This window comes from Bacillus sp. BHET2, from assembly GCF_005938125.1.
In the GTDB taxonomy this organism is placed as follows: domain Bacteria; phylum Bacillota; class Bacilli; order Bacillales; family Bacillaceae_B; genus Rossellomorea.
This window is the reverse complement of sequence record NZ_VCQN01000001.1, coordinates 1,599,886-1,617,599: the sequence shown is the minus strand read 5'-3', so window position 1 is coordinate 1,617,599 and position 17,714 is coordinate 1,599,886. Positions and strand designations below refer to the sequence as shown.

At 38.7% G+C, this 17,714-nt stretch carries 17 protein-coding genes and 1 other annotated feature; of the genes, 14 read left to right on the top strand and 3 right to left on the bottom strand.

Annotation, left to right across the window (positions count from 1 at the left end; translation table 11 throughout):
- The first annotated feature begins 8 nt into the window (after nt 1-8).
- From FGG79_RS08245 to FGG79_RS08235, 3 genes are all read left to right on the top strand, one after another.
- Nucleotides 9-770: a DUF2268 domain-containing putative Zn-dependent protease gene (locus FGG79_RS08245; protein WP_171050839.1), complete on the top strand. Its 762-nt coding sequence runs from the start codon at nt 9-11 to the stop codon at nt 768-770.
- Between the two features lie 101 nt (nt 771-871).
- Complete coding sequence (locus tag FGG79_RS22415) at nt 872-1,141, top strand: YuzI family membrane protein (protein ID WP_481747258.1); 270 nt, start codon at nt 872-874, stop codon at nt 1,139-1,141.
- Between the two features lie 84 nt (nt 1,142-1,225).
- Nucleotides 1,226-1,975, top strand: a complete 750-nt coding sequence (locus tag FGG79_RS08235) for a YjbA family protein (protein WP_138777223.1) — start codon at nt 1,226-1,228, stop codon at nt 1,973-1,975.
- Nucleotides 1,976-2,078: 103 nt separating this feature from the next.
- On the opposite strand, the gene trpS is transcribed toward FGG79_RS08235, so the two are convergent.
- Together trpS and FGG79_RS08225 are read right to left on the bottom strand one after the other, a co-directional pair.
- A complete protein-coding gene (gene trpS / locus FGG79_RS08230) occupies nt 2,079-3,077 on the bottom strand; it encodes a tryptophan--tRNA ligase (RefSeq protein ID WP_138777222.1) in 999 nt (332 codons plus the stop codon).
- Between the two features lie 51 nt (nt 3,078-3,128).
- Nucleotides 3,129-3,360, bottom strand: a binding site (T-box leader).
- Nucleotides 3,361-3,404: 44 nt separating this feature from the next.
- Nucleotides 3,405-3,788 (bottom strand): DUF3899 domain-containing protein, encoded by a 384-nt coding sequence (locus tag FGG79_RS08225; protein WP_138777221.1) that lies wholly within the window; start codon nt 3,786-3,788, stop codon nt 3,405-3,407.
- Nucleotides 3,789-4,284: 496 nt separating this feature from the next.
- Between FGG79_RS08225 and FGG79_RS08220 the strand changes: the two genes are divergently transcribed.
- The 6 genes from FGG79_RS08220 to FGG79_RS08195 all read left to right on the top strand — a co-directional run bounded on the left by FGG79_RS08220 (nt 4,285) and on the right by FGG79_RS08195 (nt 11,521).
- Complete coding sequence (locus FGG79_RS08220) at nt 4,285-5,937, top strand: peptide ABC transporter substrate-binding protein (RefSeq protein ID WP_138777220.1); 1,653 nt, start codon at nt 4,285-4,287, stop codon at nt 5,935-5,937.
- Between the two features lie 171 nt (nt 5,938-6,108).
- On the top strand, nt 6,109-7,038 hold the full coding sequence (gene opp3b, locus FGG79_RS08215; protein ID WP_138777219.1) for an oligopeptide ABC transporter permease: 930 nt from the start codon (nt 6,109-6,111) through the stop codon (nt 7,036-7,038).
- Nucleotides 7,038-8,063, top strand: coding sequence for an oligopeptide ABC transporter permease (opp3C, locus tag FGG79_RS08210; RefSeq protein WP_138777218.1), 1,026 nt, complete (start codon nt 7,038-7,040; stop codon nt 8,061-8,063). Before opp3b ends, opp3C begins: the two co-directional genes overlap by 1 nt.
- Nucleotides 8,064-8,082: 19 nt before the next feature.
- Nucleotides 8,083-9,153, top strand: coding sequence for an ABC transporter ATP-binding protein (locus tag FGG79_RS08205; protein ID WP_481747257.1), 1,071 nt, complete (start codon nt 8,083-8,085; stop codon nt 9,151-9,153).
- Nucleotides 9,153-10,088: an ABC transporter ATP-binding protein gene (locus FGG79_RS08200; RefSeq protein WP_138777216.1), complete on the top strand. Its 936-nt coding sequence runs from the start codon at nt 9,153-9,155 to the stop codon at nt 10,086-10,088. The genes FGG79_RS08205 and FGG79_RS08200 overlap by 1 nt, the downstream gene beginning before the upstream one ends.
- Before the next feature lie 236 nt (nt 10,089-10,324).
- Nucleotides 10,325-11,521 (top strand): putative glycoside hydrolase, encoded by a 1,197-nt coding sequence (locus FGG79_RS08195; RefSeq protein ID WP_481747270.1) that lies wholly within the window; start codon nt 10,325-10,327, stop codon nt 11,519-11,521.
- A 421-nt stretch (nt 11,522-11,942) separates the two neighbouring features.
- Here FGG79_RS08195 and FGG79_RS08190 read toward each other — a convergent pair whose 3' ends face one another.
- Nucleotides 11,943-12,170 (bottom strand): hypothetical protein, encoded by a 228-nt coding sequence (locus FGG79_RS08190; protein ID WP_138777215.1) that lies wholly within the window; start codon nt 12,168-12,170, stop codon nt 11,943-11,945.
- 293 nt (nt 12,171-12,463) lie between these two features.
- Here FGG79_RS08190 and FGG79_RS08185 point away from each other — a divergent pair, with 293 nt between their 5' ends.
- The 5 genes from FGG79_RS08185 (at nt 12,464) to FGG79_RS08165 (ending at nt 17,684) form a co-directional block, all read left to right on the top strand.
- On the top strand, nt 12,464-13,036 hold the full coding sequence (locus FGG79_RS08185; protein WP_138777214.1) for a GNAT family N-acetyltransferase: 573 nt from the start codon (nt 12,464-12,466) through the stop codon (nt 13,034-13,036).
- Between the two features lie 302 nt (nt 13,037-13,338).
- Complete coding sequence (gene spxA / locus FGG79_RS08180) at nt 13,339-13,734, top strand: transcriptional regulator SpxA (RefSeq protein WP_138777213.1); 396 nt, start codon at nt 13,339-13,341, stop codon at nt 13,732-13,734.
- Between the two features lie 352 nt (nt 13,735-14,086).
- Nucleotides 14,087-14,758: an adaptor protein MecA gene (gene mecA / locus FGG79_RS08175; RefSeq protein ID WP_138777212.1), complete on the top strand. Its 672-nt coding sequence runs from the start codon at nt 14,087-14,089 to the stop codon at nt 14,756-14,758.
- Between the two features lie 147 nt (nt 14,759-14,905).
- Nucleotides 14,906-16,411, top strand: coding sequence for a cardiolipin synthase (gene cls / locus FGG79_RS08170; protein WP_138777211.1), 1,506 nt, complete (start codon nt 14,906-14,908; stop codon nt 16,409-16,411).
- Between the two features lie 88 nt (nt 16,412-16,499).
- Entirely contained in the window at nt 16,500-17,684 is a 1,185-nt protein-coding gene (locus FGG79_RS08165) for a competence protein CoiA (protein ID WP_171050838.1), read from the top strand.
- The last annotated feature ends 30 nt before the right edge of the window (nt 17,685-17,714 follow it).

The following is a 17,714-nucleotide window of genomic DNA, read 5'->3' as shown; positions in this document are numbered from 1 at the left end:
GGATGAAGATGACCGTTGTTCCCACTAATGAATGGTTAGGTGATTTGATTGACAAGCCGTTGGAATTGCTTAAGAAAACGATTAACGGCAAAGACGACCAACAATCGTTTTATGAATATCTAATGAAACATGGCATGTACCGATCTGTGCAACATGCCGAGGATATTTATAAGAAAATGAAAGAGAACAATCTTTGGGCACGGTTTTCTTTATATGAAAAAAAGTACAGGCGTAAGTGGAACGGTCCCAGTGTTCCGATTTATTTATTCCCTGTTCAAGAAAAAAGGGGGATGTTCCAATCGTCAATGAAAAAATCAGGGGTATGCTTTAAAAATGAAATCTTCTTTTTCGTGACCGATCAACAAGACACAAAAGAATATGAAGCCTTGTTCGTCCATGAATATCATCACTGTGTCAGGATGAAGCTTTTAAATAAACAAGATAGTCAGTACACATTACTGGACTCTATAATCTTTGAAGGATTGGCTGAATATGCAGTTAAAGAGTACTGTGGAGAAAAATATATGGCCCCGTGGACCAAGACATATGGAGAGAAAGAGATGTCAGGCTATCACGAAAAATGGATCCAGCCTAATTTAGATGTGAAGCGCAGCAACCCCCTTCATGATCACTTGCTCCTTGGACAGAAGTCGTATCCTACTATGCTCGGATATGCTGCAGGCTTCAGACTCGTACAAAACCATCTGAAAAAACAGGATTTATCAACTTTAAGACTGATAGGGAAACCGTCTTCATCGTTTATATCTTGAACGAATAGGTGCAATCAAATAGGCCATGATGAAACGGGTTATGAAAATTGGTCATTCTGTGCCGTCATAACTTTCCTTTCCCCTCATAAACTATAGTATGCATGATGGACGAGCTACACTATCTAAATGCAAGGATAGAGGCGGAAGGCATGGTGGTACAATTGTTTGGACTATTTATAGGATTTGGACTTGCTGTCTCAGGAGGAGTTAGCCTTATTATGTATTTAAACCTGCTTACGAATGGAATGAGTTTCACAGACTATATCCTCTTCGTATCCACCCGAATCGAATGTTATTTATTCCTGATTGGACTCTTCGTTATTACGCTCTCAATCTATATACCCCGTAGAAAAAATAATCACTATCTATAAAACCCTTGAATAATAGGAATAAATTTACACTGATTAGCCCATACTGATTGACAAATAAGATTGAAGCAAAGCGAGGGGTCAATCATGTTATATCTTCATGATGTATGGGTAAATTGGTTCGAAGGAGAAGAAAATGGCTACAATATTTGTCATTTTCACGAGTGGAGAAAAGAGGACGTCATTGAATTATTAGATCAAGTTCCTCTCATTAAAGTGGACAGTGTCCTGTATCATTACATCGAGAATGATTTATCAGAGTTACCTCAACAACTGCTTAGTAATATTTATCAAAAAGCATACTTACGTAAAAACCATGAACGCATTCAGCTTGATTACTGCTTCATCGTGACAGATGGTATCGGGATCCTTGCAGTGGATACAATCGGATACACAGTTCCAATCAGAAAAAGCAGGCTCATACCAAGACAGGAACAGCTCGTTTATGAAATGGTTGATAATCATGAAGCAACACAGTATGTCATACAACCTGCAACTAAGAGGGGAGATTCCTATCATATCCTGTCACCAAGTCCTTATATGATGAGCGGACTGACTAGGAAAGAAAGACAGTTGAAACAGCTATTATTCATGGCACTGGATCAACTTCACAGCTCAAACAATACAGCAGAAATTCGCTATTGGTACACTGAATGGGCTCCGCAGCGATACAGGACCATCAAGGATATGGACTTTGAAGAAATATGGCATATGCTATACGAAGAAACACAATACGGCTGGTCAGACAAGCACTTAACCCTCTGTGAAAATCTCATTAAGGGACAACCATTCTTCGAAAAGTTATGGGAAGTGGAGAATCGTCCTAAGGTAAATTAACAGAAGTTGAAACCTCGAGCCATTGAAGGGCTTGGGGTTTTTTTGTCTGTTCCATAAACAAAAAAGCCCAGAGCTTTATTTGCAGAAGCTCTGGGTACGATCATTATTTTCTTTTTCTCTCTTTTCGGCCCAATCCCATGGCCTTTTCCATTTTCTTTAACATTTTGTTTGCCGCAAAGTTTGCCTTTTCAGCACCCCGGTCGAGGATATCATCTAATTCTACAGAATTAATCAACTCGTAATAGCGGTCCTGTACCGGTTTAATGGCAGTTACAACCACTTGGGCCAAGTCGCCTTTGAAGTCACCATATCCTTTGTCCTCATACTTTTGTTCAAGTTCTTCTATTGTACTTCCTTCAAGAATCGAATAGATCGAAAGGAGATTTGAGACTCCTGGTTTGTTTTCTTTATCGTATTTCACGATGCCGTCAGAGTCCGTTACAGCGCTCTTGATTTTCTTTTCGATCTGTTTCGGGTCATCGAGCAATGTAATAAACGATTTCAGGTTGACATCGGACTTACTCATTTTCTTTAATGGATCCTGCAATGACATTACGCGTGCTCCCACTTTAGGAATGCGAACCTCAGGTACGGTAAAGATATCATTGTATTTATTGTTGAAACGCTCAGCGAGATTTCTTGTTAATTCCAAATGCTGCTTCTGATCTTCTCCAACAGGGACCAAATCAGTATCATACAGGAGGATGTCTGCGGCCATTAATGGGGGATAGGTTAATAACCCGGCAGAAACAGCTTCCTTCCCGTGTGACTTATCCTTGAATTGCGTCATTCTTTCAAGTTCACCAATATAGGTGACGCATTGCAGAATCCATCCTGCCTGTGCATGGGCAGGAACTTCCGATTGAATGAATAATGTTGATTTCTCAGGATCGATTCCACAAGCAATGTAAAGTGCTGCAAGACTGCGGATATTTTTGCGCAGCTCCATTTTATCCTGTGCCACTGTTATGGCATGCTGGTCCACCACACAGAAATAACAATTATATTCTTCCTGCAGCTCGGTGAACTGTTTCATCGCTCCTATGTAATTACCGAGTGTGATCGTTCCACTCGGCTGAATCCCACTAAAAATTGTCTTCATCTAATTTCCTCCTAGTTTTACACAAAATAAAAACCCACCCGTCCTATGAAAGATAGGGACGAATGGGTTCACTTCCGCGGTGCCACCCTAAGTACTCCAATGAGTCAGCTTAGTCCATGACGTGCATGGAACCCCTTTAACGTGAGGTTACCCCGTTATATGCTACTTTATTTCACAAATAAAGCTCAGAAGTCCATTCTTCTTCAGATGAATACTTGTTCTCAGCACCACAAGTTCTCTTAGATTCATTCTGAAAAGTACTACTCTTCATCCTCGCCAATACTCTTAATTCATATATTTTTATTATATGAAAAAATAGTTCTTAATTCAAGTGTACAGAATATAAGTCATTGATATAGAAAGAACCAGGGTTATACTGCCGACCAAAAGGAAGGATCTTGTAATGGAATAAGAGCGCTGCACATTGTATTCTTCGTGAGGTTCCTTTGCTTCATCCAAATCATCGAACTGAGAAATATACTTCCCTTGTTTCGTACTGCTACGAAATCTCTTAAGAGCGTACACGATGCCGTTAAAGAATCCTTTTTGAAAAATATATAAGAGGGCCCCGATGGCTACATAAGCAATCCCGATTATAAACAAGCTGTCTATAATAGAAAGAAGAAGATTTTTCTCCTGAATTAACCCCGATACAATCGCAATACCGAAAAATAGTGATGTAAGTATATAGAAAAAGTTGATTTTTTTCATAATGCTCCTTAAGTGGTTTTTAATAAAAGTATACCTGATGCACAAGGAAGAATTCAATGGTGGGCATATATATCCAAGTGGTGCGGTGCCTCAGTATATCTCAGGCAGGGAAGATTCAATAGAATAACCCTATACCCACTAAAAAAGAAACTAGAAAAAAGTATGTTTTCTATTATTTATATTTAGTCTGTAGATTTAATATTTATAATAGAAAGAGAGTGTGAGAAATAGGGAAAAATCACAAAATGGTCATAAGATAAATCCTACTGTAATTTACATTTGTAACAATTGTAATGGGACATGCTATCTAAAATGTTTAGAAAAAAGCCTTTAATGACGGGGTTTTACAGTCCATATACCTATTAATCTGATAATTTAGCAAAAAAACTGTTAAATTCATATTGCAATAATTTCTCTATCATGTATAATAAGTAACAAATCTTCTGAAAATTAGAAGATAAATAAATATGAGATTTACGAGGAGGTCAATTTCAAGATGAAGAAAAAGTTTTCATTCTTGCTGGTTCTTCTTCTAGCTCTTAGTACTTTTTTAGCTGCTTGTGGCGGCGACAAGAAGACTGATAGCGGAGAAAAATCTGGTGACGGCGGAGATTCTGCTGAAAAGAAAGAACAGGTACTTAACTTACTTGAGAGTTCTGAGATCCCATCAATGGACTCTACTCTGGCAACTGACTCTGTTTCATTCAAAGTAATGAACAACGTATTTGAAGGCCTTTACCGTTTAGGTGAAAATGATGAGCCTGCACTTGGTATGGCGGCTGAAGAGCCACAAATCAGTGAAGACGGTAAAACATACACGTTCAAATTACGTGATGCAAAGTGGTCTAACGGAGATACAGTTACTGCAAACGACTTCGTTTACGCTTGGCAAAAAGCTTTAAACCCTGATACTGGTGCAGAGTATGCGTACATAATGTACGATATCAAAAATGCTGCTAAAGTAAATTCCGGTGATGTTCCGGTTGAAGAATTAGGTGTTAAAGCGGTTGATGATATGACTTTAGAAATTCAGCTTGAAACAGCTGTACCGTACTTCAAAGCATTGCTTTCATTCGCAACTTTCTATCCACAAAACCAAAAATTCGTTGAGTCTCAAGGCGACAAATTCGGTCTTGAAGCTGACACGGCTGTCTATAATGGTCCATTCACACTTTCTGAGTGGAAGCATGAACAAAGCTTTAAATTATCGAAAAATGACAGTTACTGGGATGCTGAAACTGTTAAGCTAAAAGAAGTTAACTTTAATATCGTTAAAGATACCGCTACTGGTGTTAACCTTTATGAAACAAATAAGGTTGACGTAGCTACTTTATCTGCTGAATTTGTTGACAAATACAAATCAGACGAAAACTTCAAAACAAAAGCTGATACATCTGTTTACTTCTTGCGCCTGAACGAAGGTAACGAAGTAATGAAAAATGTTAACGCACGTAAAGCGGTTGATGCTGCTTATGACAAACAAGGTATGGTAGACGTTCTTCTTAATAATGGATCGATTCCTGCCTACTACCTAGTACCAAAAGATTTCGTATCTGGTCCTGATGGAACTGAATACCGTGAAGCGGTAGGCGATTTCGGTGGATTTGATGCTAAAAAAGCTGCAGATTACTGGGCTAAAGCTAAAGAAGAGTTAGGTAAAGACACGATTGAATTAGAACTATTGAACTATGATTCTGACAGTTCTAAGAAAATTGGTGAATTCTTAAAAGAACAACTTGAGCAAAATCTTGAAGGTTTAACGGTTAACATTAAAGCGCAACCATTCAAGCAAAAACTTGAATTAGAATCAAAAGGTCAATATGACTTCTCATTCGCTGGTTGGGGTCCTGACTATCCAGATCCGATGACTTTCGTTGACATGTTCGTAACTGACGGTGCTCATAACCAAATGGGATACTCTAATCCTGAATATGACAAGTTAATTGAACAAGCGAAAGGTGAACTTCTTGATGATCCTGAAGCTCGCTGGCAAGCTATGGTTGACGCTGAGAAAATCCTTTTTGATGATCAAGCGATCAGCCCAATGTACCAACGTGGATCTGCTTTCTTAGAGCGTCCATATGTTAAAGGTCTGTTACGTCACTCATTTGGTGCAGATGCATCTTATAAATGGGCTTCAATTGAGTAGTATTTGACTCAATCAACAAACCTTAGAGGGGAGAGCGTATGCATAGGCATATGCTCTCCTTTTCCAGTGAATGTCGATAATTATCGAAAAAGTAAAAATACATTGAAAATTTGTCGAAATTAGCTATAATTAAAAATGTAGAAAAAAAAGATAAAAAAGGGGGGCTAAAGAATGGTCAGATATACAATTCAACGTATCGTCTATATGATCATCACTTTGCTTATTATTGCAACCGCCACGTTCTTTCTGATGAAGCTCCTACCTGGATCTCCACTGCAAAACACAGAAAGGCTGTCTCCGGAACAACAACAAATCATCCTGGATAAATATGGTCTTAACGACCCGCTGCCGGAACAATATGTTAACTATATGGTCGGGCTGGCAAAAGGAGATTTAGGGTTGTCCTTCCAATATGATAATCGTCCAGTTACACAAATTCTTGGAGATCGTATTGGACCTTCCTCACTTCTAGGATTTCAAGCAATGGTACTAGGTACGTTTTTAGGACTTCTGGTAGGTATTATCGCAGCTATCAAACACAATACATGGCTCGATTATGGATCTACTTTTATGGCTGTATTAGGAATATCGATCCCATCATTCGTGTTTGCTGGATTACTTCAATATTATGTTGGTGTGAAACTTGAATGGTTACCAGTTGCTCTATGGGGAGAATATAAACATACAATTCTTCCGACATTGGCACTAACTGTTGGTGTAGTTGCTACTATTGCCCGTTTTATGCGGACAGAGATGCTTGAGATATTAAATTCTGACTATATCTTATTAGCAACTGCAAAAGGTATTTCGAAAACAGGAACCATTGTGAAGCATGCTGTAAGGAATGCAATGATACCTATTGTTACAATCCTTGGACCTATGACAGTAGCCGTAATGACGGGGTCACTTGTTGTAGAACGAATTTTTGCTGTTCCTGGACTCGGGGAACAATTTGTATTGTCTATTAACACTAATGACTACACGGTTATTATGGGAATTACCCTTTTCTTTAGTGCTTTATTCATTGGTGTAATTTTCTTGGTGGATATTCTGTATGGAATCATTGATCCACGTATTCGCTTAGCTGGAGGGAAGAAATAATGGAATCAAACAAAAAGAAGTTAGAGCAACTCAGTCCAGACCTCTTCCAACCTCAACAGGCGAGTGGAGATGAAGCAGAAAAAATTTCACGTCCAAGTCTAAATTTTTGGCAGGATTCATGGATTCGGTTACGCAAGAATAAAGGTGCCCTTTTAGGGATGATTATCACTGCAATCATAATATTCTTTGCTATATTCGGCCCCATGATGAATGATTATAAGTTTAGTGATCAAGAAATCAGGCATGCAAAGCTGCCTCCAAAAATTGAAGCGCTTTCAGGGATCGGTTGGCTTCCATTTGACGGTAAAGATGCAGATGGTTTTGATGTATATGAAGCTAGACAAATTAAGGACACATACTGGTTTGGTACGGATGATTTAGGGCGTGACCTTTGGACTCGTACTTGGAGTGGTACACGCATTTCACTATACATTGGTATTCTTGCAGCGATTATTGATTTCTTGATCGGTATTTCTTATGGTGGGATTTCTGCATATTATGGTGGAAAAGTCGACGACGTCATGCAGCGTATCATTGAAATTTTAGTGGGGATTCCAAACTTGATTGTAGTTATCCTCTTTATCTTAATATTTGAACCTGGGATATTCTCAATTACGATGGCAATGGTCATAACCGGTTGGACTGGCATGGCGCGTATTGTACGCGGTCAAGTGCTACAGTTAAAGAATCAGGAGTTTGTTCTGGCTTCTAGAACTCTAGGGGCAACTAGTAATAGACTAATCTTTAAACACTTACTTCCGAACGTTATGGGCCCTGTTATCATCACTACTATGTTTACAGTCCCAGCTGCGATCTATACTGAAGCATTCTTGAGTTTTATCGGATTGGGGATTGCTCCACCAAGAGCATCACTAGGATCATTAGTGAATGATGGATATAAATCTATTCAATCATTCCCTCACATGATGTTAGTACCATCTGCGGTCATTTCATTAGTCATCCTGAGTTTTAACTTAATGGCTGATGGACTTCGTGACGCACTAGATCCGAAAATGCGAAAGTAATCGAAGGGAGATATTAAATATGTCAAAAATTTTAGAAGTGAAAGATCTACATGTCTCCTTCAATACGCATGGAGGAGAAGTTCAGGCTGTCCGCGGTGTAGATTTCCATTTAGATAAAGGTGAAACGTTAGCGATTGTAGGTGAATCCGGTTCTGGTAAATCGGTTACGACCAAAGCACTTATGAGATTAATTCCAAACCCTCCAGGATTTATAAAGGGTGGAGAAATCCTTTTTGAAGGCAAAGATTTAGCGAAGCTTCCTGAGAAAGATATGCAAAAGATTCGTGGTAAAGATATCTCAATGATCTTCCAAGATCCGATGACCTCTTTAAACCCGACAATGACCATTGGTAAGCAAATTATGGAACCGTTGGTCAAGCACCAAAACATGAGTAAGAATGATGCGAAAAAACGTGCGATAGAATTACTTAAATTAGTGGGCCTTCCTAGCCCGGAAACACGTTTTAAACAATACCCACACCAATTTTCCGGTGGTCAGCGTCAACGTGTCGTTATTGCGATTGCACTTGCTTGTAATCCTAAAATTTTGATTGCCGATGAGCCGACAACCGCATTGGATGTAACCATTCAGGCTCAAATCCTTGAATTGATGAAGGATTTGCAGAATAAAATTGAAACATCGATCATTTTCATTACTCATGACCTTGGGGTTGTTGCAAATGTAGCAGATCGTGTAGCTGTTATGTATGGTGGACAAATCGTGGAAACAGGAACAGTAGATGAAATTTTCTACGATCCACGCCATCCTTATACGTGGGGATTGATTGGCTCTATGCCAACTACGGATACTGAAGGGGAACAGGAGCTTGTGGCTATCCCTGGTACTCCGCCTGACCTTTTGAATCCTCCTAAAGGAGATGCATTCGCTCTTCGGAGTGAATATGCATTAAAAGTGGACTTTGAGCAAGAACCGCCTTATTATCAGGTTTCAGACACTCACTATGTGAAGTCATGGTTAATGCATCCGAGTGCTCCACAAGTTGAGCCTCCAGAAGCAGTGAAAGTTAGACAAAGACAAATGCCTGCGAATTATAAAGAGCCGGTACTTGTTGAGGGGGTTCGTATATAATGGCTGAAAAATTATTAGAAATCAAAAATTTAAAACAATACTTTAACCCTGGTAAACCGAATATGGTTAAAGCGGTTGATGATATCAGTTTTGATATTTATAAAGGGGAAACCCTTGGTCTAGTTGGAGAATCGGGCTGTGGTAAATCAACGACTGGTCGTACGATTATTCGGTTATATGATGCGACTGACGGTCAAGTACTCTTTAACGGGGAAGACGTGCATGGTAAAAAGTCTCGTTCTCAATTGAAAAAATTCAATCGTAAAATGCAAATGATTTTCCAGGATCCTTATGCAAGTTTAAATCCCCGTATGAAAGTAGCCGATATCATTGCAGAAGGAATCGATATCCATGGGTTAGCTACTTCAAAACAAGAGCGTATTAATAAGGTACATGAGCTGCTTGAAACGGTTGGTTTGAACAAAGAACACGCAGGTCGTTACCCACATGAATTCTCTGGCGGACAACGTCAGAGAATTGGGATTGCCCGTGCTTTAGCGGTTGACCCTGATTTTATCATTGCCGATGAGCCGATTTCTGCCCTTGACGTTTCCATTCAAGCACAGGTTGTGAATCTGATGCAGGAGCTTCAAAAAGAGAAAGGGTTAACTTACTTGTTTATTGCCCATGATCTTTCCATGGTAAAATATATTAGTGATCGTATCGGCGTTATGTATTACGGTAAGCTGGTTGAATTGACAACAAGTGAGGCCCTATACAAAAACCCGCTTCACCCTTACACTCAATCGCTTTTATCAGCAATTCCTTTACCGGATCCAGAGTATGAGCGTACACGTAGAAGAAAAGAGTATAATCCTTCTGTTCACAATTATACAGAAGATGATAATCTTGAAATGCGTGAAGTCGTTCCTGGACATTTCGTCTATTGTTCAGAGAAAGAATTCGCACAGTATAAAGCACAATACAAAAACTAGAAAACGAAAAAAGCTTCCTTCGATGAGGGGAGCTTTTTCCATTGAGAACATAAATATTTTAGACATTTATTCTTTTTTATGAAGAAAATCATACTATATATTGAAGATTATTAATTTCCTCGGAAATTTCGACAGATTAGGTGGATTATCCCTTTTCTTTCAAGTTATTTCCTTGGTAGAATAGAGTAAGGAGTTACATAATTTACTAGATAGCTTATTTAATAGAGGAGAGGTTAATTTTGAAATGGAGTAAGGTAGCGACATCTTTATGTTTAGTCACAATGTGCTTCGGGCCGTCATATTCGGCAAGTGCTGCTGAAGGGAAGGTCAAAACTCATGAGAAGAGAACGCTTTCCATGAATAAAAAGGAAATAACAAACACACTACCACGGTTTGTCTATGATTCAGGACTGAACTTTGAGTATCCTGATGCTGTAAGAGGGGTGTATGTTACTGCACATTCAGCTGGTGGAGCCAGGTTCGAAACTCTTACAAAGTTAATGGACGATACGGATTTAAACGCGATGGTCATTGATGTGAAAGATGATGTAGGGAATGTTACATATAAACCGGAAGAGTCCTCTCCATATGCGAAGGTGGGCCAACCATATATAAAAGACCCCAAAGCGATGTTGAAAATATTAGAAGAAAAGAAAATCTACCCTATCGCTAGGGTTGTTGTATTTAAAGATACTATCTTAGCGAACCAAAGACCGGACTTATCCTTTAAAGACGGTGATCAAGTTTGGTCAAACGGCGGGGGTGATTCCTTCGTAAATCCATTCCTTAAAGAAGTATGGGATTACAATGTAGGGATTGCCATTGAAGCAGCAAAAATGGGTTTCCAGGAAATCCAATTTGACTACGTTCGATTCCCTGAAGGATTCGAGAAACGTGATGACGAGTTGAAGTATGATGGTGGGGAATATGCCAAGGAAGATATTGATAATGTGCAAAAGCGTGTCCATGCCGTCACAGATTTTGTTGAGTATGCCCATAAAAAACTTGAACCATATGGGGTGAAAGTGTCTGTCGATATTTTCGGTTACACGGCAACACTTCCGGAAGCGCCAGGCATCGGTCAGAATTTCTCGAAGATATCAGAAAACGTAGATGTTATTTCATCGATGATTTATCCGAGCCATTGGACCCCTTACTTCGGAATAGCGAAACCTGATATGCAACCTTATGAATTAGTGACTGAATATTCCAAGGTGGAGAAAGCGAAAATAGCCGAATTAAAGAACAAGCCAATATCCAGACCATGGCTGCAAGACTTCACAGCTTCTTGGCTTGGGAGCGGGAATTATAAAGTATATGGTAAAGCAGAAGTAGAAGCTCAGATTAAAGCATTAAATGATCAAGGAATTAACGAATTCCTTCTATGGGATGCTGGTAATTCATATACAGAAGGTGTAGACTACACTCCATAATAGAAAAGACTGACCTGAAAAATGACAGGTCAGTCTTTTTTTGTGGGCTCTTTTCGAAAACTTTGTTGCTATTGAAGTAGCGAGTGGTGGTTGATTTCCGCTGCAGTTGCTCGCTTTCCGCGGGGCGTGAGTTGAGCCTCCTCGGGCTTTTTGCGAGGCCACTGAAAAAGTCCAGCATTTTAAAGATAAAAAATGATGTTTAAAAAACGAGGCTCCAGATTCGCTTCTAAGCGACGATAGACTGGTAGGGAGACATATTTGACCCCCTAAAAAACAGCATTTTTATAAAATGACTACTTTTTCAGTGGCTTCCTTTTTGCCCTGCGGGGTCTCAACTTTCCCGCAATTCCCGCAGGAGTCGAGCACCTGCAGCGGAAATCAACTTTCTAGGTATGGAGGATTAATCTACTGTCGCACACGGCTAGAAAACATCATTTTTCAACGTGTACAGTAGTTGATGGTAGCTTGAGTAGTAAGATACCATTTCATTCGTTTTTTCACTAGTAAGCTCTGTCACGACATCTCTTGTAGATGGTGAGGTGAACGGCGTAGACTCCTGCGGAAAAACGGGCGTGCCGAGACCCCGGAAGCGCAGCTGAGGAGGCTTGGCCGTTCGTCCGCCGGAAAGCGAAGCCGTTCTCTTCACCATCTATCGCACTCACTCATAGACAGAGCCTTTTGGTGTAAGATAAATACCTTCCCTCAAAGTGGTTTGCTTAGCTTACCATTTGAAAAAAGACTGAAATATTGTTATCATTAATATATTGGTAAGATTAACCGCTTTCAACCACATCACCCTCTTCATGGGCAGTTCAGCTCATGATTCCGTATTATTATCCCACGGATAGGACTAACATCTAACATAAACATTTTTTTTCTGAGAAACATAATGGTATCTCGTTAGTCAATGTCATTTAAAAATTCACTTAAAGGAGTAGATCCATGCACTGGTATGAAAAGTTAAATCAGTATTTCCCTGTAGAGGAAATGAAATCAAAAGAACATCTCGAAACTCTGCTTAAAGAGAGAAGCGACATCTATCATAAAGATGAGGGACCTCATCACGTCCTTATGTATGTTGAACTCGATGACTTTATCTTTATTGATTATTTATTTGTTTCGAAGGATGCCAGAGGACAGGGATTAGGGCATAAATTACTCAATCAATTAAAAGAAAAGAAGAAAGCCATCATCTTGGAAGTTGAACCTGTGGATTATGATGACACTGATACGGAGAAACGCTTAAAGTTCTATAAGCGTGAAGGCTTTGAACATGCTGTCAGTATCGGCTATGCCCGTCGTTCACTTGCTACAAACGAAATTAATGAAATGGAAATTCTTTATTGGGCTCCAAATCATGAATCTGAAGATCTAATTTTCAACTCCATGAAGAAAACATATGAGTTAATTCATACGTACAAGGATCAGAAGTTTTATGGTGCGTCTTACCAGCCTGTTGAAGAAGTATTAAAGCAAGATAATGATCGCGATGAGGATGTTTTGAAAAACCTCTAAACCTAGAAAACCTTATTGTCTATTCGCAATAAGGTTTTCTAAATGAAAAAATAGAAATGTTTGATATCATGTTTAAAGTAAAAATGTAACGGGTAAACCCTTAATAGAAAGAGATTATTTAACGTATGTTAAACCTATGTATAGGAAATTTGACAAATTGGTTAAAACTATGTTCAAGGGACAGTAATTCATGTATAATACATAATAGAGATTTCTTATTTAAACTAATTTTAATTAACAGTTTATGTTTAAATAAAATACTCTATCTTATAAAAAAATCCTTAAGGGAGTGTGAATGATTCGTGGTTACATTATTCACTTCACCTAGTTGTACATCTTGTCGTAAGGCAAAAGCTTGGTTAGAAGAGCATGAGATTCCATATACAGAGCGTAACGTATTTTCTGAGCCATTAAGTATTGATGAAATCAAAGAAATCCTGCGCATGACCGAGGATGGAACAGATGAGATCATTTCGACTCGATCAAAAACGTTTCAAAAACTTAATGTAGACTTAGAAACATTACCACTTCAAGAGCTTTTCGAGCTTATTCAAAAAAATCCAGGACTTTTAAGACGCCCAATCATCTTAGATGAGAAACGTCTTCAGGTTGGATACAATGAGGATGAAATCAGACGTTTCCTTCCGAGAAAAGTTCGTACTTTCCAGCTTATGGAAGCTCAAAGAATGGTAAACTAAAGTATTCTTAGATTCTCAGCATATTTTTAACGTGTGAGAATATATAAGTAAAAGGGGCTGACCCTTTAAGGAACGTTGCGTATCCTTTCGGGTCAACCCCTTTTATATTAGAGTAAGTATTATCACTTGAATTTTCTGCGAATATTCGCTAAAATGTCAAAAACACCTTAGAGGATTTGTAAAGAAAAAATGGGTGTTCATTTAATTCCATTTTCTACGGTTTTATCATAAAATAGGAGTACAAGGTACAAACTAACTTAAATGTATCTTCTATCTTCACCAGCATTAGAGTGTTTTCGCTCAGAGGGTGTAGTCCCTTCACCAACATCAAGCAAGAAGGGAGAGGTGTTAATTGGAAATCGAACGTATAAATGAAAATACCGTTAAGTTCTATATATCATACGGAGATATAGAAGATCGCGGCTTCGACCGTGAAGAAATCTGGTATAATCGGGAAAGAAGTGAAGAACTTTTCTGGGATATGATGGATGAGGTTCATCAAGAAGAAGAGTTTGGAATTGAAGGTCCGCTATGGATCCAGGTGCAGGCGTTAGATAAAGGACTGGAAGTACTAGTTACCAGAGCTCAAGTTTCAAAAGATGGTCAGCGATTTGAACTTCCTATTCCAGAGGATAAGCTGAAGGAACTTCCTGTTGATGAACGAATAGAGGATCTTCTCGATCAGCATTTTCAAATTAAGCAAGACCAAGATGAGGATGCAGAGGTGTCGCTTGATTTCACGTTGAAGTTCAATGACTTTGAGGATGCGATTGCCCTTTCTCATCGAATGAAAGACATGCCTTTGGAGCATTTAGAAACAAAGCTGCTAGCATTTGAAAATAGATATTTTATTTATGTTAAATTTTCAGAAGAACATTTTGCAGAAGAAGATATCGACAATATGCTAAGTATATTGCTTGAATATGCCGATGAGTCCCGAATGACCGTTCATCGACTTGAAGAGTATGGAAAAGTGGTAATATCCGAACATGTTTTTGACACGTTGAGTAAACACTTTTCGTAAGAATCAATACCGGTTTCATTCAGAAATCGGTATTTTTTTATATTTATTTCCCTGTTTCCTCCTTTTTGGATATTTGTTAAAAAGGTAGCATGATTATCAGGGCTTTATTTTCATGGAATCATTAAGCCAGTGGAAGGTGTTAAACGTATGAAAAATACAGTGAGGGTCCTCCTATTTATTGCTGTTCTTGCATTAAGTTATATTTTCTATTTTGATCAGTACCTATCTGGCATGGTGAAGTATATCAGTATCGTCTTTACATTCTCCGTCATTGTCATTGGATTTCTCATATTCTTTGAGAATCGTCATCCGACTCAAACATTGACTTGGTTGGTCGTGTTAGGAGCATTTCCTTTCCTGGGATTCATTTTTTATTTATTATTTGGCCGGAATTATCGCAAGGAGAAGATGTACAAGAAGAAGTACATATTGGATAAAGAAACCTATCATAAATATGAACCAGGCCCTAAGGATATCAACGCAGATATGTTTGGATTGTTTCAGGAAAAACATTTTCAGCTTGCCCAGCGTATTGGAAATAGTGCTATATCTTTCTCTAGTGAAACGAAACTGTTGACCAATGGACAAGAAACATTTGGTGAAATACTGAAATGGTTAAAAACGGCCAAACATCATATTCATTTGGAATACTACATTGTTCGTCATGATGATATTGGAAATCAGATTAAAGACATTCTTATTGAAAGAGCCAATGATGGGGTGAAAATTCGCTTCCTTTATGATGCGGTGGGAGCTTGGCAATTATCTAAGGGTTATATCGCAGAGATGAAGGAGGCAGGAATCGAGGTTGTTCCCTTTGGACCTGTTAAGATCCCTGTACTGAATAATAAATTCAACTTTAGAAATCATCGGAAGATCATTGTTATCGACGGGAGTATAGGATTTGTCGGGGGCCTTAATATTGGAGATGAGTATTTAGGTAAGAATCCTCATTTCGGTTTTTGGAGAGACACCCATCTCTTTGTCAGGGGAGAAGCGGTAAGGACCCTGCAATTAATCTTTCTTCAAGACTGGTATTATATGACCAACGATGACTTCTTGACGCCTGGATATTTAAGTCCCGATCCACTTGAAAATGCAAATGATGGTGGAGTACAGATGATTGCAGGCGGACCTGACAATGAATTGAGTGTATTGAAGAATATTTTCTTTTCAATGATCACGTCTGCTAAAAAAAGTGTATGGGTAGCTTCTCCTTATTTCATTCCGGATGAAGATATTTTTTCAGCATTAAAGATTGCTGCACTAAGTGGAGTGGATGTAAAGCTGTTGGTACCTCATAAGCCGGATAAACGTATTGTTTTCCATGCCTCAAGATCTTATTTTCCTGACCTTCTAGAAGCTGGAGCACAAATTTTCGAATATCAAAAGGGATTCATGCATAGTAAAATTGTGATTGTTGATGAAGAAATGGCTTCGATTGGAACCTCTAATATGGATATGAGGAGCTTTCATTTAAATTTTGAAGTGAATGCATTTTTATATAAAACAGAAAGTACATCCAGCATCGTTAAAGAATATCTTCATGATTTAGAGGACTCTAAAGAATTACAATTGGAAGAATTCCAGAAGAGACATCTTGGCTATAGAATATTGGAATCCACTTCTCGGTTGATGTCTCCATTACTATAATATGAGTCTTCAAGTGGTAAATCACTTGAAGGCTTTTTTTGCAGGAATTTCTGTATTTATGGCGAATGATTACAGGAGGAGGTGTTCTATGTTATCAGCTTTATTAAATCAGAAAGTAATTACCACGATTCATTATTCAAGAGAGGAATTAAAGGAGTTTAAGGGAAAAGGTCGTTCTTTTCGCTGTCCACACTGCTCGGGTGAAGTAAACTTGCGAATAGGAATTAAGAATGTTCCGCATTTCGCACATTTCTCGGATTCTGATTGCGACATTTATCGACAAGAATCACCGAGACACCTTCATAGTAAGCAACTCTTATATGAGAGGTTAAGCTTTCTATATAATGATGTACAGGTTGAGCACTATATCAATGAGCTTAAGCAAATCGCTGATCTATATGTAAAAACGGAGTCGCAAGAGATTGCTATGGAAATCCAGTGTTCCACTATCCCCATTTCAGATCTCATTTCCCGAACCCAGGGATATCATAAGCGTCATATTACTCCGTTTTGGATTCTAACTCAAGAAGTAAAGCACAAAGAGCTTCTATCCTTATCTTCATTTCAACAGGCTTTTATCCGGTACTCTCCCCAGTTACACTATTTTTTGCTTCATTTTCTTCCTGAAAAAAGAAGCTTCCAATTGTTCACCCATCTTATCCCGACTTCAACCTCAGCCTTTATTTGCTCCTATCCTATTCCAATACCTATCGACCAACTCACCCTTCCGCTATTCATTCCCCATTTTGCTGTCAATCACCCATATCGATTAGAAAAATGGAATCAATACCGTACGAAGTGGATTTATAACAAACTTCAATATTACAAGGCGAAACAGGATTCCTTTTTACGGGCAGTATACGAGGAAGGCGATACGCTGTTGTATCTCCCGCTTTTTGTCGGGTTACCGGTCATTCCTCATAGTATTCATATAAAGAATCACGTTGTTGAATGGCAATACTATATATGGATGGACTATTTGAAGAAGAACCTATTTTTCACAGAGGAAGAGGTGATTAGGGTGGTAAATAGAAGAATCGATCGTGGAGATATTGAACTTAGATCGCTTCCTTTTATAGAAGTTGATGAAGTGATTAAGCGAAACGTATCAGGGTATTTGGATCTATTAGAAGAGTTCAACGTGGTAGAGAGGAAGAGGTGTGGTGAGTACAGTGTTTCCGTTCCTTGGAAATGTCCGGATAGTTTTCCTGAGTTCGAACTGCACCAGCATGAGCTTATTTCTAAATGGAAGCATATATTAAAAAAGGTATAACCAAGATTGTTTTGTTGCAGGAAATTCTTA

Coding starts and splice junctions, on each gene's coding strand:
- FGG79_RS08245 (WP_171050839.1), top strand. CDS start 9: ATGACCGTTGTTCCCACTAATGAATGGTTAGGTGATTTGATTGACAAG.
- FGG79_RS22415 (WP_481747258.1), top strand. CDS start 872: ATGATGGACGAGCTACACTATCTAAATGCAAGGATAGAGGCGGAAGGC.
- FGG79_RS08235 (WP_138777223.1), top strand. CDS start 1,226: ATGTTATATCTTCATGATGTATGGGTAAATTGGTTCGAAGGAGAAGAA.
- trpS (WP_138777222.1), bottom strand. CDS start 3,077: ATGAAGACAATTTTTAGTGGGATTCAGCCGAGTGGAACGATCACACTC.
- FGG79_RS08225 (WP_138777221.1), bottom strand. CDS start 3,788: ATGAAAAAAATCAACTTTTTCTATATACTTACATCACTATTTTTCGGT.
- FGG79_RS08220 (WP_138777220.1), top strand. CDS start 4,285: ATGAAGAAAAAGTTTTCATTCTTGCTGGTTCTTCTTCTAGCTCTTAGT.
- opp3b (WP_138777219.1), top strand. CDS start 6,109: ATGGTCAGATATACAATTCAACGTATCGTCTATATGATCATCACTTTG.
- opp3C (WP_138777218.1), top strand. CDS start 7,038: ATGGAATCAAACAAAAAGAAGTTAGAGCAACTCAGTCCAGACCTCTTC.
- FGG79_RS08205 (WP_481747257.1), top strand. CDS start 8,083: ATGTCAAAAATTTTAGAAGTGAAAGATCTACATGTCTCCTTCAATACG.
- FGG79_RS08200 (WP_138777216.1), top strand. CDS start 9,153: ATGGCTGAAAAATTATTAGAAATCAAAAATTTAAAACAATACTTTAAC.
- FGG79_RS08190 (WP_138777215.1), bottom strand. CDS start 12,170: ATGGTGAAGAGAACGGCTTCGCTTTCCGGCGGACGAACGGCCAAGCCT.
- FGG79_RS08185 (WP_138777214.1), top strand. CDS start 12,464: ATGCACTGGTATGAAAAGTTAAATCAGTATTTCCCTGTAGAGGAAATG.
- cls (WP_138777211.1), top strand. CDS start 14,906: ATGAAAAATACAGTGAGGGTCCTCCTATTTATTGCTGTTCTTGCATTA.
- FGG79_RS08165 (WP_171050838.1), top strand. CDS start 16,500: ATGTTATCAGCTTTATTAAATCAGAAAGTAATTACCACGATTCATTAT.